Origin of the sequence: Rhizosphaericola mali, from assembly GCF_004337365.2 — a bacterium.
GTDB classification, from domain to species: domain Bacteria; phylum Bacteroidota; class Bacteroidia; order Chitinophagales; family Chitinophagaceae; genus Rhizosphaericola; species Rhizosphaericola mali.
This window is the reverse complement of sequence record NZ_CP044016.1, coordinates 3,943,432-3,967,721: the sequence shown is the minus strand read 5'-3', so window position 1 is coordinate 3,967,721 and position 24,290 is coordinate 3,943,432. Positions and strand designations below refer to the sequence as shown.

Genomic DNA, 24,290 nt, shown 5'->3' with positions numbered 1-24,290 from the left:
CCGTCTTTACTACCAATGCATCTAAGCCAAGTAAAATTATATCAGATGGAACAAGTGATATGTAATTTGTGAAATTGGGAAAAATGACAATTACAGGTATGCCATTCGCTTTGGTAGATTAAAAGGTGCATATTCATTGTACTGTTATAAAAATCTGATTCATAACAGAAACCTTCCTCAGCATATGACAATACATATCATAATCATTGTTTTTTTCAAAAAAACGTATTTACAACTATCAATTATTTAATTAATAGTTGTATTTCGGCTTCAAAAATAGGTAAAAACAGGTTTAACCTCAATGGAAACGGGAAGCTTTTATCCATACATATAGGTCACATTATGATAATTAGCATTCCAAGTGTAATAATTATCAACAAATAACTAGTGGCTATCATTGAAAATAATTTATATGGCGATGATAGATATTACAGATATTGAAAATGTACAAGAAGACGATCAAGTATAAATTTTCGGAAAAATCTGCTAGTATAGGAACATTCAAATCAAAACTATCACCTATGAAATATTGACGAGTATGGGATAAAGAAATAAAAAGAATATATATACAAGAATGGGCAATTTGTGTATCATTTGACCAGAACTATAGTTTCCTCAAATTTTGCTTTGTATTCTATTTATCATATAGATAGATATACAAAGCAAATATTTATTTTTTAATAAACTTATTTGTTGAATACGATTTTCCTGATTCATCTAAAATTCTAAGATAATATATACCAGAGGCAAGTTTTGAAACATCTATCTTTTGACTATATTCATTAGAATTTTCAATTTTTAAAATTTTACCAGCCATATCAATGATCTGTATTTTATATCCGGGATGTGTATTATATACATTAATCGTTGAAGACGCGGGATTCGGAAAAACTCTTACAGAAGAAGGATGATTTGGGTTTAATAAACTAATAATGTTACTATAGTCTATATTTCCATCAAAATCTACTTGTTTCAATCTATAATATAGAGTATTCCCCAAAATATAGTTATCCGTATACTCATAATTAATAAACTTATCACTATTTCCATTTACCGCCTTAGTATTTATAAAAGAAAGATAATGAAAATCAGTACCGTTCGAACTGCGCTCTACATAAAACCCTTTGTTATTGATCTCAGAAGCTGTACTCCAGTTCAATGATATATTATTTGTATTCAATGTCCCACTAAAATTGAGAAGTCTAACTGGTAAGGGGCTTGTCGCATCACTAGACTTACTATAAAAACTAGAGTTCATTGTGCTAGTTGATGCCATAAGAACTCCCCAATGAGTACTTATATTAACTCCAGAAGAAACATAATCAACTAATCCAGGATAGGTCCAATAGCCAGTCATGCCATTTGCATACTGTACTATAAAAGATTTGTTTTCTACATATCGACTTCCATTATAAGTAGAATTATGTGTCAATTGAATAGAAGATGCACTTTCATTTCCGAAAATATGCCAAGTTCGATTTATTCCTTCGTCTGGCACATTGATAACAGGCAACCCTATATCTTGTGTATAATCAATTAAACTTACATTGTACGTTCCTTCTCCATTGATAATTGCGGGATTATAGTCTCCATTTGCGATACCAATTGGATAGGTAAATGTACCTGATGAGGATTGATCCTTCACTATATGACTTAAAATCTTATTATTCGTAACAATTTTTCTCGTCGAACTGTAGCCCTGTATGGTTCCAGAAGAACTAAATTTCAAATCTCCAATAGCACTAGTCCCCAAATAAATATTGCCACCATCTACATCCAAAGAGAGAATTTTATTCAAATTTAGAGTGCTATTATTATATGTGGTATTCCATGTTGAAATAGGGGCACTAATATCTGATAGTGTAATTCCATTTGGATTTTGAATACTTAGCTTGGCTATAGATAAATAGTTACTTTTATTGTTGCCATCAAGAAGAGTAGTCGTTTCACTTAATCCAAATTCATTGGGATTCATTATGTTTAGATCGCCAGTTCCGCTTATGATACAAGATAATTCAGGACTAATCCATAATTCATTAGTCCACATAGATAATGTTCCATTTACTACTAAGTTAGCATCCGGACCTATATAGGTGTTTGTCGCAATGCAAGAAACAGTAGTTCCACTGTTAATATAAAAATCGCTATTGATTACATTTTGCGCTTCTGAAGGATAATAAAAAAATAAAAGTGTAATTATAAATATTATTGATTTCATAGTTGAATGTTAAAAATATAATACAAATTATACGCGCAAATATTATAATGCTTGGGAAGCATTAATTACATACCATCCATATCCGCCAGCATAGTCAACTGGGACTATAGCAATTCGCTCTCCTGATGAAAGGATGGATATTTGTGTTCCATTTTTTATCGTTGGTTTCAGACCTGCAAGAGTTACATCTCCTCCTGATGCAACAATATAGGTTATTCGACCTCTCTTAATCAATGCTGGTGTTGGAGTAATAAGAGTAAGCACTTTACCCGTTTCTCCAGCTAGCCATATTACATCTTCTGAGCCATCATTCGTAAAATCACTTGCAGTGCCTCTAAATACTACAGACTGATCTATTGTGTTGTAAAACCTCTTAGGGTCGGCTTTGGTTAATAATCCAGTGGTACTATTTACTGTAACCACACTATCTGTCAATGGATCATAAACGTCCATATTAGTAATTCTGGCGTCACCAACTACATGCAATTTACTTTGTGGACTTGTTGTGCCAATACCAACTTGAGAAAAAGAGTACTTCGAAATAAATAAAATTAAAAAGAGTAGAACGTTTTTTTTCATAGAAAATGTATTATAGTTAAAAAAATTACATTGGGTCAATTAGTTTATAAACCTATGTTTTAATATGCATAACAAACTAAGTTCTGGCTAGATTGAAAAACTAAATAAAATTGCTATTATAGTACAAGTTATATATTCGAATGAATGATATAGCTTGTACTATAATAGCAAAGGTTTATAAATTTCTTGTTTTTTTATCTACGCCTTTTTAATAAATTGATGATTGTATTAAAGCGAATTGATTATAATCAACCCAAAGTTATTTCGTAATGATTATGGTTAGTTTATATGTTAGAAGTGAATAAATCAGATGTATGTTTATTTAAAAATACAAGTCAAAGTATAAATATATAATTTCTCGTCTTATTGATAAGGAGATAGTATAGTTGATTATTGTAAATTATTGTAGTCGGATTTGCAATAGTATACTATATTTAAATTTTATTCTGATAATGATTTTTTTATTCTAGTGAGAGCTTCTGGAGTTATGCCTAAATAGGAGGCAATATCTTTATTTGGGAATTTTTCAACATAGAACCCAAATCTTTCCTTAAATTTTAAATAGCTTTTAATCGCAATAGGGTATGTTGTTAATAGTTTAACTCTATCATCATGTATACGAATATAGGTTACTAAAATTTCGTATATTTTATATCTTATTTTTTCATTACAATTTTGCATATCAAAAACAAATTTTTTGGGAAATGAAAAAAGTACACATGGTGTAATACTTTCCACGGTCAATCTACTTGGAAGATTTAAAAATATAAAATCGACATTAGCTATAAAAGATTGATCAGTGTAAAAGAGATCCACGATCTCTTTGTTATTGTGCATTGAGTACCCTCTTATTGCGCCTTTTGCCAAAAAGGAAATGTTATCGTCAGTACTACCTTCCAAATAAAGTATTCTCTTCTTTTTTAATTCTATTAATTTCGAATTTTCTAAAAAAGTTTTAATAATTTCTATGGGCATATCCGATAGAATAGGAGTTTCTTTTAGAAGGGATAAATATTTTAACATAATTTATTGTGAAGCGTATGGTACAATAAATTATTAGTGACCATTGATTCAAGGTTAATTAGGATTCTGTTTTCATTTAGCTATAGACTTTATATATTCATTGTCAATTTCATTTAGTATGATAAAGTTTTGGCACAATAAATAAACTACTAAGACTATATTTCTCAGTAGAAAAACATGTGTTTATAAATAGCATTAACAAATATCATTTTTATAGTTAAATTTACACTTATAACTTTTAATTTTATTGATAATACATCTATTTAAATATTGATAATTATCAACGTTTAAATAGATGTATTCGAATATTAAAATCCGTTGATAAAACTTGCCACATCTTCATGGCTTTTCTTTTCCAAAACATTTGCACCTTGCATCAAGAAATAGGTACTATTCACACGAGCAGCCGTCTTTACAACGACGGCATCCAAACCAAGTAAGATTACATCCGAAGGAACAAGTGATAACGCTTGTTTGTAATTAGGAGAAACAACAAATACTGGATAGCTCTTTGCTTTGGCAGATTGCAAAACACTATTGAACGCTGCTTTATCCCAATGATCAAAATTTTGGGTAAATACCATCACATATTTACCCGGATTACTCAATACTTCTTTCGTAGTATCTGCGCCATCTTTTGTATTCAAAACAAAATCATTAATCGGAGCTAATCCAGTTCCTTTTCTGACAACTTTGTCATAGCGATCTACATATTCATAAGTAGAATCGTTAAAATCATCAGGGAAATGCTCTGCATCAAACTCTACCGTTTTTCCATTATGCGCGTATTTGAATGTAATTACAGTGGAGTCAGGTCTCGCATCTTTAGGTAATTGCATTTCTACCAATAAATTATTGCCTACTTTATAAGGCAGACAATCTCTTATAGGCAAATGATGCAAAACAAATTGTTGCAGTATTACGGTGCCGACAACTGTTGCTAATAGCAAAACGATAGAAATGGGCTTCCATTTAAATAATGGGCGAATTTTATTTCTATATATAAATACAATACTGATAAGGATCAACAATAGTACATCTTTTAAGAAAGATGCCATCGGTGGAATGGGAAGACAATCACCAAAACAACCACAACTTTTAAACTTACCTGAAAGCGTTGCATAACCGGTAAGAAATCCAAATGCAATCATCAATAAAAGTAACAGCCAACTAAACAATGGCATAGCGAATCCTACAATAACTGCGACACCTGCCAATACTTCAAAAATATTCATCAGGTACGCCAATGCCAAAGTAATATCATTCAATCCTGTCCATCCCCAAGCTTCAAAAAACTCTTGCATTTTGTAGCTCAATCCGAGTGGATCATTTGCCTTAATTAAACCAGAAAAAATAAATAGCAATCCTATGATCCAGCGGATAATGGTGATGCCTTTCTTGTTCTTTTGCGTACTAATTTTTCTTTTCATTTTCACTTAGTTTTATCAATGCAAATACCGCATAGTTTACAATATCTGTATAATTAGCATCGATGCCTTCGCTTATTAAGGTCTTACCATCATTCGCTAATATTTGCTTAACTCTTAACAATTTAACTAAAATCAGATCTGCGAAGCTTTCTTGACTCATATCTCTCCAAGCTTCTCCATAATCATGGTTTTTTGCAAGCATGGTATTTTTTACCGTTGCGATTTCTTCAGAGTATAGTTCGTCTGCTTTTTCTTTGGAAAGATCTTCAATAATCGGATTATTCAACTTTAATTGAATCAAACCAATGATTCCATAGTTGATAATTCCTAAAAATTCGGATGGAATATCATCTGCGACCATTTGCTCAGTGGCCGATTGCAAGGTGCGTATTCTTTGTGCTTTGATAAATATTTGATCTACAACGGAGATCGTACGCAACACGCGCCACGAAGTACCGTAGTCAATTGTTTTTTTCAAAAAGACTTCTTTGCAACTATTTATTATCTGATCGTATTGGATTGACGTATTCATTTTCGATATTTGGGCTTCAAAAATAGGCAAAAACATGTTTACCCTCAATTGTCAAGGAAAGCTTTTATCTCTCGAGACTCCCCAAGTTATGGGAATTATCAATATTACGCCCGATTCATTTTTTAGGGGGAACCGAAAACCAGACTTGAGTGAGGCGATTGCCATGGCAGAAAATATGTTGGAAAATGGGGCAACGATTTTGGATATAGGCGGACAAAGTACACGACCGGGTAGTACTTTATTGACCGCAGCGGAAGAAGCGGAGCGTTTAATTCCTGCGGTAATGGCTATCAAAAAAGCGATTCCAGATGCCATTATTTCCGTAGATACTTTTTATGCAAATGTAGCTCAAGCAAGTGTGGACGCGGGAGCATCTATTATAAATGATATAAGTGGTGGAGATTTGGATAAAGAGATGATCGCCACCGTCGGTAAATTAAATGTTCCTTATGTCTGTATGCACATGCGTGGCACACCTCAAACAATGAGTAAATTGACAGATTATGAAAATGTTACATTAGAGGTATTGGATTTTTTTATCAAGAAAATAGAAATCTGTAGAGAAGCGGGAATTAATAATTTTATTGTGGATCCGGGATTAGGTTTTGCCAAAACACGCACGCAAAATTTTACGCTTCTGAAGAATATAGAGCAGTTCTCCATATTAGAAAAACCTATTTTAATTGGTTTGTCCAGAAAAGGAATGATTCAAAAAACGATTGATGTCAGCGCAGAAGATGCGCTCAACGGAACGACCGTTTTGAATACTATTGCCTTACAAAATGGTGCCAATATTATTCGGGTACATGATGTAAAAGAAGCGGTACAAGCCGTAGAATTGGTGGAATATTATAAAAAAGCAGAAAAGCTTAAGGCTAAACGTTAGGTGCAAGCTTTGGAGGATCGACAACATCTAAGGCATAGCAAAGAATACAAGGCATTTTTATCAGACAATTTAACACCTAGAGATACAATAATAAATCTTTTTATTAACTTACAGTAATATTTATTTCTTTTTTTCAAAAACTTGTTTTAACTTTGCGGTAGATTAGTTCTTTGAAATGTGATTTGATGTCTATTTACTAAGTGGAGTTCCTTTGACTGTCTGAAAAGACAACCTTAACGGGTAAATTAACAGCACACAATTATCCCCTATGACAGTCATAAACTGACCAGTCTAGATAAGATGATTTTGTTTAAATTGTTATTATGCTATATTAATTTAATAAGCAGGAATTTTAAGTGAGTGTACGAGAACATTGTTTTACGCACTTAGGAAATAGACTCCTAACTACAAGTTTTTACTTAGACATTGTTGGAAAAAGCAGGACAACAATGTCGTTGTCTTTAAAAACAAGTAAAATGAGTAGATTAAAACAAAATCAAATCATTGATAATGCAATACAAAATGTTGCAACTATCACAAAGAACCAGTGTTCTCTTTCGGAAAAAGACTTAATTGTCTTAAATGAAGCATTAGAAAGACTTCAATTCTTGAAACGGAAAAAAGGTAAGACCAATGAGCAAATTCGTCAAGAAATTGCTAAAGTAGTTGGACTTCTTATTGATTTTTTCGCTAGAGACCAAAATTGATGAAACCAAGATGTAGAATTGAAAATCCGAACACTCCTTAAATTTATTCAACAACATAAAAATGGATTTAGGCAATATTATAAAAAACATCAGAAAGCAAAAAGGACAAACCCAAGGTGAATTTGCCCTTTCTTGTGGTATCACACAAACATATCTTTCGCAAATTGAAAGTAACTTGAAAGAACCAAATCTTTCAACTTTAAAATCAATTAGTGAAAATTTAAATGTGCCTTTACCAATTCTTTTCTTTCTATCAATGACAGAAGACGATGTTCAACCGAATAAAAGAAAAGCATTTCAAATTGTAAGCCCTTCTGTAAAATCATTGGTTAATGAATTCTTCGCAGTTTAAAATAAATGAGTTCAAAAAATTCTGTGCAATCGTATGTTTTAAATCAGACGAAGTAGAAAAAATTGCAAATAATTTAGAAAAATACTACAAGGAGTGGATAGAGAAGAAAATTGATAAAAAAACAGGACTACCTAAAAAATATTTGGATGGAACTGAAAAGCAAAGAACTATTAGACCTTCTCAAAAGGAGCTGAAATTAATTCAGTCGAGAATAAAAAATAAAATTTTAATTCCTATTCAATTACCTAAGACTGTTCACGGTGGTGTTAAAGGTTGTAGCAATATAACTAATGCTAAACCGCACCAAGGTAAAAAATATGTTTTCACTACAGACTTACAAGAGTTTTATCCAAACATTACATCACAAAGAGTTTATGAAACTTTTCGCAAGCTGAATTTTTCGCCACATTTCTCACATTGGTTGACAAACTTGACAACTTGGAAATATGAATTGCCCCAAGGAACACCGACAAGCACGCATATTGCCAATTTAGTTTTTCTAGAAACAGACTTTTTACTTATTGATCTTTGTAACAAAAATAATATTACATACACAAGATATGTTGATGATTTAACTTTTTCATCTCAACAGGACTTTCAACATTTACTGTCAGATATACTAAAAATAGTTACGGACAATAATTTTAAACTTAGTTACAGAAAGACACAGTATAAAGGAAAGCAGACAATCACAGGTGTAAATGTTTTTTTAAATAAAATAGACGCACCTGACAAAATAATTGAGAAGTCAAGAACAGAAATAACAGAAAAAAAAGAGATAAAACCTTTTACGAACTATTTAAACAATATTAGGAAAACGAATGGACGAAAGAAACCGGCACCTAACAGCGGTTTGATGAAAGAGCAGGTTTGGTTCTAATTCTCAACTTTTATTCTATTCACGTAGCAAAAACAGCTTGATTTATGTTTTTATTTTTATAATTTGGAATCATCAAGCAGTTTTGTCAAATTGAACTTTTGTACTTTCTTTTCTGCTTATGCATCAAGCCGTAGAAAGCTTTTCGCTTTACAGTCCAATCACTTCGACTTCCGTTCTTCGATTGAGCGCACGCCCTTCTTCTGTTGCATTGTCTGCGATTGGATGTGCGTCGCCATATCCTTTCCATTCCAATCTCGACTTTTCAATGTCATTCCCTAAAAGAAAATCGACCACGGCTTTTGCTCTTTTGGCGGATAACGGTTGATTAACCGCTTGCGAACCTTTATTGTCTGTATGCCCATTTATCCGAACTCGAAGTGTGGGATTTTCTCGTAATAACTGTAATAATTTGTTCAATTCAATTTTACTTACAGGTTCTAATTCGTACGACTTAAACGCAAATTGAATATTTTTCAAAGTAATTGCTGCGTTGACTTCAATCGCTTGCATGGAAATATTTTTCCGAAAAACAGACGATGGCTGTACATCATGCAAACTAAAAATTTCGCTTTGGAATAAATAACCAGGACGATTGAGCGTAATGGTATAATCATTTCCAACCGGTAAAGTCACCAAATAATTGCCACTTGTATCAGAATTCGTTTTGCTAATCAATTGCTGATTGGCATTATTGGTCAATTCGATCGTCGCAGCCAATCCTTTATCCGAATGTGCATCCGTAATTTTACCAGAAACGAATGAAGTTTTATTCGGACGAATATCTTTTCGCAATTCAAATTTATACAAATCCAATTCGCCCCTTGTGTCCGCTCGATCGCTCGCATAATAAGCAGTCACTCCGTCCGAAGCGACGAACAAACTACCTTCATTGTCAATCGTGTTGATCGGATAACCTAGATTTTCTGGTTGACTCCAGGTATTATTTGCAAAATCCGTTTTGGTAATTTTGAATAAATCTGTACCACCATAACCAGGCAAACCGCTAGAAGTATAAAATAAAGTGGTGTTGTCCGCATGAATAAAAGGCGCTAATTCGTCTCCAGAAGTGTTGATTTCTTTACCCATATTTTGCGCTTTGGACCATTTCCCATTTGGTTGCATATAACTGACATACAAATCGTTACCTCCAAAACCTCCCGTTCTGTTACTGCTAAAATAAAGTGTTGATTTATCGGGACTCAAACTAGGTGAACTTTCCCAAAATCCAGTGTTGATATTTGGACCAAGATTTTGCGGCGCTGACCATCCATTTTCCGTCTTATACGAAATGTACAAGTCAAAATTACCGAAACCTTTATTTCCAAAATTTCCCGCAAAAATCAACCATTGTCCATCTTGGGAAATATTTAATGCCCCTTTGGATGGCTCGTCATTGATGATTCCTTTAATCAAAGTTGCAGGTGCATATTTTCCATTTTTATCCCTAAAACTTTCTAAAAAATCTTCTCGTATTCCTTCACCTCGACGTGTAAAAACTAATGTGCTATCATCAATCGTAAAGGATGGGTAATATTCCGCTTGCGGAGAATTGATATTGTCTCCCATATTGATCGGCTGGAATACATAAGATTCATGCGGATGATTTTTCGCATAATTGATGGCAAATTGATAACAGTTTTGCCAATATTGCGCATTTTTCAAAGCCTTATCACCGAGATTCGGAATTTTTAAATATTGATCTACCGCCTGCAATGCTTCGGAAAATTTACCCAAACCCGCCAAACAATTGGAATACGGCATATTGTAATAATTGGATTGATGGCTGTCAATCAATTTGGCTTTTTGATAAAATAGAACTGCCGAATCGTAGGATTTTATTTCTTTATAAGTATTGGCAAGAGTGATGATTGCATCGATAAAATTAGGATCTGCCTGATACGCTTTCAGCAAATTATTTAAACCATTGTCATAATCTCCATTATCCAAATAGGGAAGTGCTGCTTCAAAAGATTTCTGAGCATTTGGGTTCGAACTTTGTGAATGTCCTATTAAAAAAAACAATATTGCAATAAATATTAAACTAAGTCTGCGCATGGTTGTTGAGCATTTTACCCAGTTGGAAAACAAATTGTAGTAAAAGGTATTGGAAATTCCCAATTAAACAGCAAATTACTACAAAGTTTAGACATGCAATTGGATGTTTATTTGTATAAATTAAAAAAAATATGGCATACAGAAAATTAGGAAAAACAGCATTGGAATTAACAGAAATAACATTCGGTGCTTGGGCAATTGGCGGTTGGATGTGGGGCGGAAATGAAGGAAATGATGCCATTGAAGCAATAAAAGTTGCAATTGATAACGGAATTACCTCGATCGATACGGCACCGATATACGGTCAAGGTGAAAGTGAATTGTTGGTAGGAGAGGCGATCAAAGGAATTTCCAGAGACAAAATTCAGATCGCTACCAAATTTGGGATGCGTTGGGATCTTGCGAAAGGAGAATTGGTCGGTCCGAGTGAAAAAAATGACGGCACAAAAATCAATATTTACAAATATGCGGGTAAAGAAAGCGTCATCGAAGAATGTGAAAATAGCTTGAAAAGATTGGGCACAGATTATATCGATCTTTACCAAATACATTGGGCTGATCCGACCACGCCGATTGAGGAAACGTATGAAGCGGTTCTACGCTTAAAAGAACAAGGAAAAATACGCGAAGCCGGCGTCTGTAATTATGATGTTGCACAAGTAGCCAAGGCGGATAAGGTCTGCCCACTGGCCTCTATCCAAGAACCTTATAGTATTTTGCGAAAAGATATTGAAGAGGATTTGGTACCGTATGTTATTGATAATGAAATAGGTATATTGGCGTACAGTCCATTGCAAAGAGGAATACTTGCCGGCAAGTATCAGCCTGGTCATGTGTTCAATGCAGGAGATACGAGAGCAGGAAGTAAATATTATCAAGATGATTATTTACTTAAAGTAAATAGCTTTTTAGATGCAATAAAGCCTATTGCGGCGGGAAAAAATGTAACAATTGCACAAGTGATTTTACGTTGGACATTATCTCAGCCAGGTATAACAATCGCGTTGGCAGGCGCAAGAAATGCGCAACAAGCACTAGATAATGCATCTGTAATGGAATTAGCGCTTTCGGATGATGAATTAAGTGAAATCGATACACAATTTGCGAAAGTAGAGATTCCTGCATAATTGTTTTAAAATCGTCAAAAGCCATCAATTAATGGAAAAAACTTCCTTTAATTGGTGGTTTTATTTTTATTTTGCCGTGTGAATATACAATTAGCCTCCGCCAGCAAGAGATTTAATAAGGAATGGGTTTTCCGTAATTTGAGTTATAAATTCTTATCTGGAGAAACGTATGCCATAACAGGAAATAACGGTAGTGGTAAAAGTACTTTATTGCAATGTATCTGTGGCGCGACAGCATTATCCAACGGCACTTGTACATGGTCTGACGGAAGTTTTTCAGAAGAGACAAAAACCAGTGAAAAAATCTTTCAACAATTTTCCATCGCGGCGCCCTATCTGGAAGTGATTGAAGAAATGACAGCATTAGAGTTTCTTAAATTTCATAGTTCTTTCAAACCCTTATCCAAACAATTTTCTTTGGAGGAAATGTTGACTGAAGTACAATTGCAAAATGCTATGCAAAAGCAAATTCGCTATTATAGTAGTGGTATGAAACAAAGAATTAAATTGGCAATGGCCATTTTCTCGGAAGTTCCGGTTTTGCTTTTAGATGAGCCATGTTCCAATTTTGATCAAGCAGGATTCGATTTGTATAAGTCGCTTATTGAAAAATATGCCAATGGTCGTACGATTATAGTCAGTAGTAATGATACTAATGAATACGGCTTTTGCAAAACAATTATTGATATCCGAGATTACAAAAAATTACCACAAAAAAATACGTAGTAATCAACAGCGATCGTCATTTTGAAAAAACAAAAACCAACCAACATACTATGAGTCAAAATACTTTAGCACCGAAGCAACATTATGTACTTTTAGATGGATTACGTGGTATTGCAGCCATTTCTGTAGTTATTTTTCATTTTATGGAAATGATGATTACGGACTATGAAAAAATTTTTATCGCACATGGCTTCCTTGCCGTTGATTTTTTCTTTTGTCTTTCTGGTTTTGTAGTCGCTTATTCCTATGATGATCGGATACAATCTATGGGATTGAAAACTTTTTTTAGATCACGTTTAATAAGGCTACATCCATTAGTTGTAATCGGTACTATACTAGGTCTTATAGCACTTATAGTAGATCCTTTTTCAAATGAATTTCACACATTTAATTTGGGACAAATTATATTATTATTTATTGCTTCGATATTGGTCATTCCATTGCCAATAATGAAAGACCGAGCTTTTAATTTATTTGGATTAAATGCACCTGAGTGGTCTCTATTTTGGGAATATATTGCTAATATTCTATATGCACTCATTCTTTTTAAATTATCTAAAAAAATAATAGTTGTACTTATGGCGATTTTTGCGATCGCACTCTGTCACGCTACGGCTCGTGCTGGAAATATTGCAGGCGGCTGGGGAAAAGATACATTTTGGGATGGCGGTATAAGATTAGGATTTTCATTTAGTATGGGAATGCTTATCTATCGATACAAACTCTCTATTAAAAATAATTTTGGATTCTTAATATTTGCCATACTATTATTTTTAATGATGATATCACCATTTTCAAAGATGAATTATATATTAGAACCTATTATAGTCATTCTTATTTTCCCTATCATTATCATGATGGGAATCGGTTCAAAATATGCGACAAAATCATCCAAATTCATAAAACTTTTAGGTAATATTTCCTATCCATTATATATGACACACTACGCATTTATATGGATATTCAATCACTATTATACCAAAGTAAAACCAGAAAATTCGACAGTCGCAATAGTTATCATCACCACAATTATCGTCATGCTTGCAATAGCGTATGTCACTATGCAATATGTCGATGGTCCTATTCGCAAATATTTGACTACAAAATTTAAAAAATAATCAGATTTCCAATTGAAAAATAGTAATCCATTCTATTTTTTTATCAAGTATTCGCACTTGTCGTTCTTCTTGATGTTTAGCAAACTCGAGTATTTTTTCGATAAAGGGCTTTGCTAATAAACGTTGCGGCGTAGCTAAAAATATTTTAATACCTCTATTTAGCAACGCAATTAAAACGAAATATAGTTCTTCAAAATATTGTGGTTCATAGTTAAGATCACTTATTAGCACTATATCTGGTTGCAAATGAGAAGGAATATTATTCCAGTCAATCTGCATAATATCAACATTTTCTAATCCATTTAGTAGTTTTGTTTGTTCCGAATAATTTAAAGAAGCTTTCGCATAATCACTACAAATCACTTTTTGTGCAAAATTAGAAACTACAAAGGAAGGTAACCCCAATCCTGCTGCGAGCTCTAGTATTTTCTTATCATAAAATAACGCTGGATGATCTACTATAAAATCCGATAATGCAACCGCTGATTCCCATATTTGTCCCCAGTAAGGGAAGTTTATATTCGGATTATCTTGGAGTGAATTTTCATATTTCAATTTTAATGTAGCCAAATTAGGGATACAGACATTAATATGTACCAATTTATAGTTGTATTCAAATATATTAGTAGATTTTTCCATTAGAAGGCAAGCTAATGCAAATTATTTACATAGGATCTTTGATCCCTTTTTTCAACAACAAATAATTTATTGGAAATGCGGTACAAAAGCCCAAGATCATTGCCAACTGCATACAAAACCAATAGATCGATGTCGTAGGTCGCATACTATTTTTAGGTAAAATACTCATAGCGATTGCCATGCCTCCATACATTCCTATTTGCCAAAATATTAAAGAAAGCGTATCGGCTTTTAAAGCTTTTACAATGATCTTAGAAAAGGATCGTTTGGGTTGCATTTGTTTAATTGCGATATATTGGAACAATATACCGGTAACAAACGCAAATATGAACTGAATAATCCATTTATTATAAAGGGAATTTTGTACAATTGCTATAGGAAAAATGAACATTAGTGGCTCTGAAATCGCATCACCTATAGTGCAACCACTGCCACAATGCATGGTACTTTGAGAAGTGGATTTCAGATTAACTTTGGGTGATGACATTTTCATAGTGGTATGCATTGGTATTTTCATATCCATCAGTGACATTTTATGCGAGGTATTACTCCGTTTATTGAATAAAATTACCGCAATGGGAGCGAGATATAAACCTGTGATAGGCCACACGATATTCATGATAGACATTGATTGTCTTTGGCCTGTAATGAAAATGCGAAACAGAATGTATCCAAAACTGAGTATTCCAAAAGATAAATATACTATAGAGATAATGTACAAAATTTCCATAACTATAATGTTAAAAAATTGTGGATTGGATGACTGCGTACATGTAATTTACGCAAAAAAATGCACTTACTCTAGGAATCGATAATTATTTTATATATAGATTGAATTTAGATTGCACTAGACATATTGACTATAATATAAACATAGGATATTATGATTTTGGAAGAAAATAAACGTCAGTATTAATGACTGCATACGAGCTATGTATATTCAAGAATATAAAGATTCTTCAGGCATTTTGCTAAAGTTATACAGACACAAGAAATTATTATTTTTTAATAGTTATTAGCAATAAATTCTCCAGCTTTTTTACCAGAAAAAATACAACCACCCAGAAATGTACCTTCTAGAGCTCTATAACCATGCATTCCACCACCACCAAAACCTGAAGCTTCCCCTGCGGCAAAAAGTCCTTCTATAAGATTACCTTCTGTGTCAAATACTCGACCATTGAGATCCGTCTCAATTCCCCCTAAAGTTTTTCTAGTAAGTATATGCAGCTTTACTGCAATTAATGGACCATTTTTAGGATCGAGAATTTTATGAAGTTTCGCTGTACGAACTAACTTATCCCCCAAATATTTACGCGTGCTACGAATATAGTTAATTTGCGCATCCTTCGAAAATGGATTATCTAATTCTCTATCTCGTGCCAGAATTTGTTGGTGTATATATTCATAGTTCAAAAGGTTTTCTCCAAATAAAATATTCATTTTGTCTACCAAATCTTTTAAATTATCTGATACTATAAAATCTTTACCATCAGATTTAAATTTTTCGATAGGTTCAGAAGCTTTCTTTCCAAATACTCGTTTAAGCAATAATTTATAGTCTCTGTTCGTGATATCTGGATTCTGTTCAGAACCAGAAAGAGCAAACTCCTTCTTTATAATTTTCTGTGTCAGAATAAACCATGAATAATCATAACCCGATTTCATGATATACTCTAAAGTACCTAATGTATCAAAACCTGGTAAGAAAGGTGCTGGTAATCGCTTTCCTTTTGCATCCAACCAAATAGAAGACGGCCCTGGCAATATCCTTATTCCATGATTACTCCATATAGGATTCCAATTTTGAAGCCCTTCTGTATAGTGCCACATTCTGTCTTTATTTATAAAATGTACACCAATTTTTTCAGCAATATTTATAAGATTTCCATCTACATAATCTGGTACGCCAGTCACCATAGTTTGAGGGGGCGCCCCTAGTCTTTCCGGCCAATTCTGTTGTATGAGTTGGTGATTAGCGCCTATACCACCGGACGCAATGACTATATTATTAGCGAAATATTGAAATTGATCAATGACTTTTCTATTGGTTTTTTCGCCCCGTAATTTTTCATCTGCATCTAGGATATCTCCCATGATGCCAATTACTTTATTATTTTCTTTTATAAATCCAGTCACTCGATGACGAAATCCAAACTGTACTAAGCCTTTCTTTTGCGCGACTTTCACTTTCTCTACAAAAGCTTTCACTATCCCAGTGCCAGTACCCCAACTAACATGAAATCTTGGAACAGAATTTCCATGACCATTTGCCATACCATCACCTCGCTCTGCCCAGCCAACTATAGGAAAAAAGCGAACTCCTGCTTCTTTTACATATTGATATTTTTCTTCTGTAGCAAACTTTACATAGGCTTTTGCCCATTCTCTGGGATAATAATCCTCTTTTCGGTCAAAGCCAGCTGTTCCAATCCAGTCTTGCCATGCTAATTCAAATGAATCTTTGATTCCCATTCTGCGTTGTTCTGGAGAATTCACTAAGAATAATCCTCCTAATGACCAAAATGCTTGTCCTCCAAGATTAGTTTCTCCTTCTTGATCAAGAATTAAAACTGTTTTAGATTTTTTTGTCATTTCAAATGCGGCAACTAATCCAGCAAGTCCGTGACCAATAATAATTGCGTCGGGGAAAAAATGTTGTTCCATTTTTATAATTTCATATGATAGTATGAAATTAAGAAATTTATAAAATTAAATGTTACAATCTTATAAAATTTGATGGAACTATATGAATGTATATATAGTGAAAAGGTACATCTAAATTCAAATAAAGAGACAACATTCAGTTATCTCTTTATAGTACAAAATCCAACAATCGAGAATTAAATTCTAATCCTTCTAATATATGACAAATTAACTATTAATACTTTATTTTGAGCTTTACTGACATTACTTCAAAACCTTACCTCTTGGATCATCTATATGCATTTTTGCGATATCATATCTTACTCCTTCTCGATCTAAGATTCTTACATTTTTAACTACAGTATTTAACGCAGTCAAAAAAGTATTGGAGTTTTCATGTCTTTCGTAGGCTTCTTGATCGCTCCAACCTTCTAGTAAATGAAATGTATTGGGATCTGTAAGATCTTGCGCAAAAGCATAATATATACAACCCTCCATTTGATTGGCAGCAATCATATCCGGGATAACTGCGTCAATAAAAATTTGCCTATCATCTGGATGCACTTTATAGTAAGCACTTACAGTAATCTCTGTAGTTGCTGTTTTATCATGATTATTGGAAGTCCCAATATTTTCTAAATTATTCATAGTAAGATAAATTATTCCATTATAAATATGTTACAAATTCCTCCATTGGTTTTCGCACTTTTTCTAGTTTAAGATTCCAGTCATTTATAGGATCTCTATAACCTAAAGCCAACAACATAGAACTTCTCAAACCTTTAGCCGAAAGATTCAAAAACTCATCAAGTGCAACAGGATCAAACCCTTCCATTGGTGTCGAATCTATTTTTTCATAAGCGGCGGCAACTATAGAAAGTCCGAGTGCTATATTTGCTTGTTTCGCCGCATGATGAAAGTTTTCTTCCAAACTCATTTTTCCGAAATAAGATTTAGCAAAATTTCTTTGGGAAGAATAGGCATCCATATTTTTCTTTTGTTGTAAAATGAGATAGTCAAATACCTTATCGATTCTTTCATTTGTATATTCGTCCCAAACTGCAAACACTAAGAGGTGAGAAGATTCTATTATCTGTGTTTGATTCATCGCTATCGGTAGTATTTTCTTTTTGACTTCGGGATCTGAGATTACAATGATTTCGTACGGTTGTAAGCCTATACCAGAAGGCGCAAGATGAGCAGCATCCAAAACTCTACTAATTTTTTCATCAGGAATTTTCGCTCCTGTCATTCTTTTTGTAGCATATCTCCAATGAAGAAGGTCTGAAATATTTTCCATAAATACTATTTAAAATATATCTACAATAATCCCAATTGTCCCATCAAAATAGTTGCTGCAGTGTAACAATGAAAAGATTTTACTTTTCCATTTTCTATTTTAAAAACATCACAACAAGGTGTTTTCATAGTTTTACCTGTTGGTTCTATTTTTCCAGAAGCAAGCTGCAACGGTCCCTTGTGCGTTCCATTTAAGGAAAGCTCAACTATAACTGTATTTTCATTTTCCAAAACGTATATATCATACAATTCTCTATGCATATCTGGAAATGCAGTAGCATAAATATCCACAGTTTTGCCAATATCTTCCCCATAGTATTTTACGCCGGCGGAAACGTCCCAGAAATATCCATCTTCAGTGAAAAGGTTTACAAAGCCTTTAGAATCTTGCACTTCCGCAACTCTATAAAGTTCGCGAATAAGCATTTCATTTTCTGAATTTTGATTGATTACTTTTGCATTCATAATATTTGATTTTAATATTTGATTTTTGAATATAATTTGTAGTGCTTGGGGACTATAGATTTTGCGTATTATTTCTTTTCGTCAACGAATACATATAAACGAACGACTTTTCCATTTTCGAATACAAATAAATCCATTCCAGTAACTGCATCTGGATGCTCAGGTGTGCCATTTTGCCAAAATAATCTCGCAACATTATGATTCACATTAATAGCTTTGATATGTGTAAATCTTGCTGTTGGACTTTTTTCTTGTAAATCATTTACAAAACCATTGATTTCCTTTTGTCCATTGGCAATAAAGTGACTATCGACCATTTCAATATTATCAGCATATACTTGCGCCATGAGAGAAGTTCTTTTTTGAGTATTTCTTTCATTCCAAATAGCTAAATGTTTTTCTACTAAGGATCGAATTGCTGTATCTGTAAGAGGTTGCTGGTTATTTTTTTCATTTGATTTATCTACATAGTCCTTAGGTGACCATAAAATTGTACTAGGACTGTTCTTCTCGTATCCTTTTCCTTTTGGATAAGAAACTAATTCCATCTTGCTGCCCCATGGTGATAGAAAATATACCCAACGTTCTCCTTCTGTATCGCCAGAAGGCATTAAAAATGGATCCCCCAAAAACTGAACGCCTTTGCTTTTAAGATCGGCCACACTCTGGTCGATGTTGCTTGTGTAAAAAGCTATATGACTGGCGCTAATATCATCACCACCCGATTGCTTGTTATTTCCTTTGTTATCACTATATTCAAATAGTTCGATATTGGCTCCTGTACCCGCTTTTATCATCTTAATCGTTACGGGACCTGTACTAGGTTGGATATGATTTGTCTTTTTCCATTGATCGTCTAATGGGACTGGACCAATCGTTGTAACTGCTGAAAACCCTAGTACGTCAGTGAAAAAAGTAACGGCTTGACGCATATTGGGTACGTTCATACCAATATGATCTACGCCAAGTATACCTACTTTGTTTTGGCCAAATACAGTAGTTCCTACTATAGAAAGTAATAAACTAATAACTAAAGAGATTGACCTGATTGGATTTTTTAAATTGCTCATCTTCTTATTTTTTCAATGTTTGATGAAGCAAAATTCCGACATTCAACAGCTATCTTCCATTGACAAAAGCTTGAAAAAAAAGCAAACAAATGTCAATGGAAAATGGTGTTTAATTATTTATGCAGTGTAGATCTACGAAGTCTTGTAAGTGTTTCTGGTGTTACTCCAATGAATGCAGCAATCATGTGTTGTGGAATTCGATTGACAATATGTGGATATTTTTGGAGAAAATTTTGGTATTTTTCTTCTGCAGTAAAACTAATATTAGCCAAAATGCGGCTTTGCGCAACGATAAAACTTTTCTGTATAATTTTATTTACTAATTGGTTGAGTTGCGGTATTTGTGTGCAGATTTTTTCAAAATCCAATTTTTCTATTAAAATTACTTCAGTCGGTTCAATGGCATCAATATTTAAATGAGTTGGAGTTCCGTTGAGTAAACTTTCACGATCTCCCGTCCAATAATTTTCTGGTGCGAAATTGATGATATGCTCGATGCCGTTTTCGGATATAGAAAATGTCTTAACCAATCCGCGACAAATAAAAGCGTTATAGTGCCAAATCTCACCTTCCTGACATAGAAATTGTTTTTTCCGAAGTTTTTTTTGTTTGCATACAGATACTATTATCTGTACTTCCTCCTCAGAAAGATCTATTTTATCTTTTAGGTAATTTATGAAAAACTCAACCATTCAGCGTGATAATTAGAGTGTAAAATTAGAAAATTTCAGTTGTAAGTACGTTATTATTGATTCCTGATAAATTGTTCATTATTGTAGAATGGTTACGAACTCACCTACCACTTTCATATTTTGGCCATTTTCCTCATCGATTATAATATCTGAGTAAGTGCCATCATAGGAATTAGGCCTTAATCTAATGGAAGTATGTGTCCATCCTTCTTCTGTTACGATTTTTTCGCTGGCGTATGTTTTGATGGTAAATGCGGAATGAAAATCCGGATCTTGGATATCTACATTTTCAACTAAAACAATTTTCCCATTTCTGCTGCCACCTGTATATTTTTTGAATAAACAGATTGAGCCATTTGGGATAACACGATTCATGGATTCTCCTCGTATTCGGCAAGCAAAATAATCGTTAGTATTGTGTATGTTGTTTGGAGCATCTAATGAAGTAAATTCATTATCGGACTGTAACTCACTAAAGGAGCCTGCTGCTGCATAAAAATTGAATAGTGGAATAGTCGGAGATTTTTCTATAGGGTCAAGTCGAGGAATTTCATTTTTTTCAATTTGATCTAATTTATTCTCCGTTGACAGAATTTCTTGGCTATTAGTAATATAATTATATAGATTATCGGGAACCGAAGATTCTAATAAAAATTGAAAATGGACTACAGGTTTTAAAGTCTCTTTCATTGTTTGTTGCCTAATGGATTCAAGATTAATTTTTACGTTCCCTAGAAAATAAAAATCAGAACCTTCCCCATTTTCTTTTTTTACAAATAATAAAATTCTCTTTGAATTTATGACTGCCTTAATTTCATTGCTATCTATTCTTCTATTAGATCTTGACTCCCAAGCAAAAGTTGACGGATTTATAAAGTGATCATTATAATTAATAGAATCATCAATATCTTTTGATTTATGGTAAGTTACAAAACATGGAGTTACTTCCATATTCGTCCTATAACCATATATAGTGCTGCTAATGTCCTTGTCCCAATTTAATAATCTACAAATATCTTTTCTACTATATTTATTATATAAAATAATTCCGTCTTTATATTTATTAAAACTATAAATTTTATCAAATATTTTTATAGCACATTTTGTCGAATCTAGTAAGTATCTTTTAAAAACGTCATTTTCTAAACTTTGCATAAATGAATTAGAAAATAAAAAACTGTTATCAATGACACAGACAATTTCTTTATTCTCTCTGACAAATTCGAAATTCAAATTAATCAAACAAGAATTTATAGTTTGATCTGATACGGAATATCCATATTTTTTCTTGATGATATTTTTAAATTTTTCGACAGAAAGTTCTTTATTTTCGATTAATAGTTCCAAGATAATGCTTTCATCTACCCGTTTGGAGTTATTAATCTCCTTTGAAAATAATTCTAATAATTTAATTTCTTGGTCCGTTAAATTTGGATCATTTTTGTTTTCAATTTTACATACGAAATTATAGTATGATCTGGAATATTCTACAAATAAAAATGGATCCCTGCTTGCATTTTCCAAAAAATCCATCATCATAGGAACTCTTCCTAATCTATATTTAAGTGCATTATAGTCTTTCTTTAAATCTGCATATAATTGCATGTTTGCAGCGTCGATAGATTGAAAAATTCTCTCTTTCGTTATCTCATCAAAATTAATAGTTGATGCGCCAGGAATCATAAGACTACCATCATTAATCAGCTTTCTTAATGTATCCTTATTGTAAGAAGTATCGCCAAATAAGGCAATAGGAATGAGATAATTATTTTCGTAGTTGCCGATAAAATCAATTACCGTGAGGTATCCTTTCCCTTCAATTTTACGTAAGCCACGTCCCAATTGTTGTATAAAGATTATAGCCGATTCTGTTGGACGCAACATAATGACTTGGTTAACCTTGGGAATATCAACACCTTCATTAAATATATCGACGGTGAAGATAAAATCTATTTTTTCAGATAGATTATCAGATTCTAAAAGATCAATTGCCTGCGATCTTTCGTGATCAGAACTATCTCCTGTCAATGCAATTGTATTTAATCCTTTCTTATTAAATAGTTTAGATAACTCAATAGCTTCATCTTTGCGAGAACAAAAAATAAGCCCTCTCGTTATGCCATTGTCACTACCATAAAATTTGGATCTTTCTATTATATGATCTACTCTCTCTTTTGAAACAAGCAGGTTAAAATCAGATTTTCTATCAATGGTTGTTTGACCTATTTGAATGTCTGTCAGTCCAAAGTAGTGAAATGTACTTAGCATTTCTTCTTCCATGGCCCGACTCAATCTTATCTCGTAGGCGATATTGTAATCAAATAATTTAAAAATGTCTATGCCGTCTGATCTTTCTGGAGTTGCAGTCATTCCTAACAAAAAATTGGGCGTGAAATACTCCAATATTTTCAGATAAGTGTCTGCCGCAGATCGGTGGGTTTCATCTATAATTATATAGTCGAAATGCGCTTTCGAAAATAAATTCAAATGGTTTTGTTTGGAAATAGTCTGAACAGTTGCAAAGATAAAATCGGCCTCAAAATCTTGCTGATTTCCAGAATACAATCCCATCGTTTTGGTCTTGCCGAAAACATGTTTAAATGTTTTCATAGCGCTTTTAGCTATCGTCAACCTATGGACTACAAATAATAATTTTCGAGGATTAAAATTTTTCGCATCAAAAGCGGACAAAAATGTTTTACCTGTTCCCGTAGCGGAAATGATTAACGCCCTTTTCTGTCCTCTTTCACGCAAAGCTTGAAGATTAGACAATGCCTCAGTTTGCATTAAGTTTGGCTTAAAATGTGTTTCATTTTCAGGGGTAAACTCCGAAGATAATTTTTTGTTTAAAATTAATTGCTTCTGATAAATTTCCTCATATTGTTGTAGATATTGAGGAGAAACTATGGTTGCTTTCTCAAAATCTGCATAGAACTCTTTTAATACTTTATGAACCAAATCACTATTGTCAAGGGCAGAAACTTTCATGTTCCATTCTTTATTGGAACTCAAAGCGGTATCTGTAAGATTGCTACTGCCAACGATCAGGTTATAATGTCTGTTATTTTTAAAAATATAACCTTTAGCATGTGCGTTACCAATTGTAGTAATGCGTAAATCAATATTTTGAAATTGAAGTAATCTTTTTAATGCTTCTGGTTGAGTAAAATTTAGATACTGAGACACTAGGACCTTTCCCTTAATTCCTTGAGCTGCTAATTTTTGTAAGGTATTAATGATGGTAGAGACTCCACCTGTGGTTACAAATGCGACGGATATTAAAAATTCTGAACAATGCTCTAACTCCTTTATGATTGTTGTGAGTACTTTTTTGGGTGGTTGCTTTTGGTTGACCAACAATTCCGGTTGATAGGCAAGGTCAGATAATATTTCTTTATCTATAAAGCCTGTGTGGATACTATCTGTAAAAACTTTTCTTAAATTATCCATTTGCCATCAATTTCTTAACGATAGGAAAGTCTGCTGCAGCCCAGTCCAAACTATCAAGCTGATCAACAGTTAACCATTTCGCATCAATGTGTTCATTTAATATAATTTCTTTGGAGGATACTTCACATATAAAACTATGCATGGTTAACTCAAAATCGGGGTACGGATGCACAACAGTTAAAAAGAAAGATTTAATTTTTGGTTCTAAATTTAATTCCTCCTTTAATTCGCGTAATAGAGCATCTTCTTTAGTTTCACCTAATTCAATTTTACCTCCAGGAAATTCATATTTTTCAGAAATGTAGGCTAGTTTGTTTTGGGGTCTTTGCACACAGAATATTTCTTCACTATATTTTATTATTGCAGCCACTACCTCTACTTTTTTCATGAATTTGT

23 protein-coding genes are annotated in these 24,290 nt (G+C 33.2%); 7 read left to right on the top strand and 16 right to left on the bottom strand.

Annotated elements, in window-relative coordinates:
- Positions 1-670 precede the first annotated feature (670 nt).
- From E0W69_RS16965 to E0W69_RS16945, 5 genes are all read right to left on the bottom strand, one after another.
- Positions 671-2,218, bottom strand: a complete 1,548-nt coding sequence (locus E0W69_RS16965) for a T9SS type A sorting domain-containing protein (protein ID WP_131331236.1) — start codon at positions 2,216-2,218, stop codon at positions 671-673.
- Between the two features lie 42 nt (positions 2,219-2,260).
- Positions 2,261-2,797 carry a hypothetical protein gene (locus E0W69_RS16960; protein WP_131331235.1) on the bottom strand — a complete coding sequence of 179 codons (537 nt, stop codon included), beginning with the start codon at positions 2,795-2,797 and terminating at the stop codon, positions 2,261-2,263.
- Positions 2,798-3,238: 441 nt separating this feature from the next.
- Entirely contained in the window at positions 3,239-3,820 is a 582-nt protein-coding gene (locus E0W69_RS16955; protein ID WP_131331234.1) for a Crp/Fnr family transcriptional regulator, read from the bottom strand.
- Positions 3,821-4,128: 308 nt separating this feature from the next.
- Complete coding sequence (locus E0W69_RS16950; protein ID WP_131331232.1) at positions 4,129-5,250, bottom strand: BT_3928 family protein; 1,122 nt, start codon at positions 5,248-5,250, stop codon at positions 4,129-4,131.
- Positions 5,234-5,782 carry a DUF1599 domain-containing protein gene (locus E0W69_RS16945; protein ID WP_131331231.1) on the bottom strand — a complete coding sequence of 183 codons (549 nt, stop codon included), beginning with the start codon at positions 5,780-5,782 and terminating at the stop codon, positions 5,234-5,236. The genes E0W69_RS16950 and E0W69_RS16945 overlap by 17 nt, the downstream gene beginning before the upstream one ends.
- 34 nt (positions 5,783-5,816) lie before the next feature.
- Here E0W69_RS16945 and folP point away from each other — a divergent pair, with 34 nt between their 5' ends.
- The 4 genes from folP (at position 5,817) to E0W69_RS16925 (ending at position 8,607) form a co-directional block, all read left to right on the top strand.
- Positions 5,817-6,668: a dihydropteroate synthase gene (gene folP / locus E0W69_RS16940; RefSeq protein WP_131331230.1), complete on the top strand. Its 852-nt coding sequence runs from the start codon at positions 5,817-5,819 to the stop codon at positions 6,666-6,668.
- A gap of 476 nt (positions 6,669-7,144) precedes the next feature.
- The gene (locus tag E0W69_RS16935; protein WP_131331229.1) at positions 7,145-7,375 is read left to right on the top strand and encodes a hypothetical protein; all 231 of its coding nucleotides are present in this window, start codon (positions 7,145-7,147) and stop codon (positions 7,373-7,375) included.
- A gap of 61 nt (positions 7,376-7,436) precedes the next feature.
- Positions 7,437-7,727: a helix-turn-helix domain-containing protein gene (locus E0W69_RS16930; protein ID WP_131331227.1), complete on the top strand. Its 291-nt coding sequence runs from the start codon at positions 7,437-7,439 to the stop codon at positions 7,725-7,727.
- Entirely contained in the window at positions 7,708-8,607 is a 900-nt protein-coding gene (locus E0W69_RS16925) for a reverse transcriptase family protein (protein ID WP_131331226.1), read from the top strand. The genes E0W69_RS16930 and E0W69_RS16925 overlap by 20 nt, the downstream gene beginning before the upstream one ends.
- Positions 8,608-8,754: 147 nt before the next feature.
- Here E0W69_RS16925 and E0W69_RS16920 read toward each other — a convergent pair whose 3' ends face one another.
- Complete coding sequence (locus E0W69_RS16920; protein WP_131331224.1) at positions 8,755-10,662, bottom strand: OmpA family protein; 1,908 nt, start codon at positions 10,660-10,662, stop codon at positions 8,755-8,757.
- 131 nt (positions 10,663-10,793) lie between these two features.
- Here E0W69_RS16920 and E0W69_RS16915 point away from each other — a divergent pair, with 131 nt between their 5' ends.
- The 3 genes from E0W69_RS16915 (at position 10,794) to E0W69_RS16905 (ending at position 13,633) form a co-directional block, all read left to right on the top strand.
- Positions 10,794-11,789: an aldo/keto reductase gene (locus tag E0W69_RS16915; RefSeq protein WP_131331223.1), complete on the top strand. Its 996-nt coding sequence runs from the start codon at positions 10,794-10,796 to the stop codon at positions 11,787-11,789.
- Positions 11,790-11,867: 78 nt separating this feature from the next.
- Positions 11,868-12,515, top strand: a complete 648-nt coding sequence (locus tag E0W69_RS16910) for an ABC transporter ATP-binding protein (RefSeq protein WP_131331221.1) — start codon at positions 11,868-11,870, stop codon at positions 12,513-12,515.
- 50 nt (positions 12,516-12,565) lie between these two features.
- Entirely contained in the window at positions 12,566-13,633 is a 1,068-nt protein-coding gene (locus E0W69_RS16905; protein ID WP_131331220.1) for an acyltransferase family protein, read from the top strand.
- Here E0W69_RS16905 and E0W69_RS16900 read toward each other — a convergent pair whose 3' ends face one another.
- From E0W69_RS16900 to E0W69_RS16855, 10 genes are all read right to left on the bottom strand, one after another.
- A complete protein-coding gene (locus E0W69_RS16900) occupies positions 13,634-14,272 on the bottom strand; it encodes a class I SAM-dependent methyltransferase (protein WP_131331219.1) in 639 nt (212 codons plus the stop codon).
- A 25-nt stretch (positions 14,273-14,297) separates the two neighbouring features.
- Positions 14,298-14,891, bottom strand: coding sequence for a DUF4396 domain-containing protein (locus E0W69_RS16895; RefSeq protein ID WP_191967892.1), 594 nt, complete (start codon positions 14,889-14,891; stop codon positions 14,298-14,300).
- A gap of 386 nt (positions 14,892-15,277) precedes the next feature.
- On the bottom strand, positions 15,278-16,939 hold the full coding sequence (locus E0W69_RS16890) for an FAD-binding dehydrogenase (protein ID WP_131331215.1): 1,662 nt from the start codon (positions 16,937-16,939) through the stop codon (positions 15,278-15,280).
- Between the two features lie 243 nt (positions 16,940-17,182).
- Complete coding sequence (locus E0W69_RS16885) at positions 17,183-17,566, bottom strand: putative quinol monooxygenase (protein ID WP_131331213.1); 384 nt, start codon at positions 17,564-17,566, stop codon at positions 17,183-17,185.
- A gap of 19 nt (positions 17,567-17,585) precedes the next feature.
- Complete coding sequence (locus tag E0W69_RS16880; RefSeq protein ID WP_131331211.1) at positions 17,586-18,218, bottom strand: nitroreductase family protein; 633 nt, start codon at positions 18,216-18,218, stop codon at positions 17,586-17,588.
- 20 nt (positions 18,219-18,238) lie between these two features.
- Positions 18,239-18,682 (bottom strand): nuclear transport factor 2 family protein, encoded by a 444-nt coding sequence (locus E0W69_RS16875; RefSeq protein WP_131331209.1) that lies wholly within the window; start codon positions 18,680-18,682, stop codon positions 18,239-18,241.
- Positions 18,683-18,750: 68 nt separating this feature from the next.
- Positions 18,751-19,752 (bottom strand): VOC family protein, encoded by a 1,002-nt coding sequence (locus E0W69_RS16870; protein WP_131331207.1) that lies wholly within the window; start codon positions 19,750-19,752, stop codon positions 18,751-18,753.
- A 113-nt stretch (positions 19,753-19,865) separates the two neighbouring features.
- The gene (locus E0W69_RS16865) at positions 19,866-20,444 is read right to left on the bottom strand and encodes a Crp/Fnr family transcriptional regulator (RefSeq protein ID WP_131331205.1); all 579 of its coding nucleotides are present in this window, start codon (positions 20,442-20,444) and stop codon (positions 19,866-19,868) included.
- A gap of 78 nt (positions 20,445-20,522) precedes the next feature.
- Positions 20,523-23,894 carry a DUF3427 domain-containing protein gene (locus tag E0W69_RS16860; RefSeq protein WP_131331204.1) on the bottom strand — a complete coding sequence of 1,124 codons (3,372 nt, stop codon included), beginning with the start codon at positions 23,892-23,894 and terminating at the stop codon, positions 20,523-20,525.
- Positions 23,887-24,282 (bottom strand): (deoxy)nucleoside triphosphate pyrophosphohydrolase, encoded by a 396-nt coding sequence (locus E0W69_RS16855; RefSeq protein WP_131331203.1) that lies wholly within the window; start codon positions 24,280-24,282, stop codon positions 23,887-23,889. Before E0W69_RS16855 ends, E0W69_RS16860 begins: the two co-directional genes overlap by 8 nt.
- Positions 24,283-24,290 lie beyond the last annotated feature (8 nt).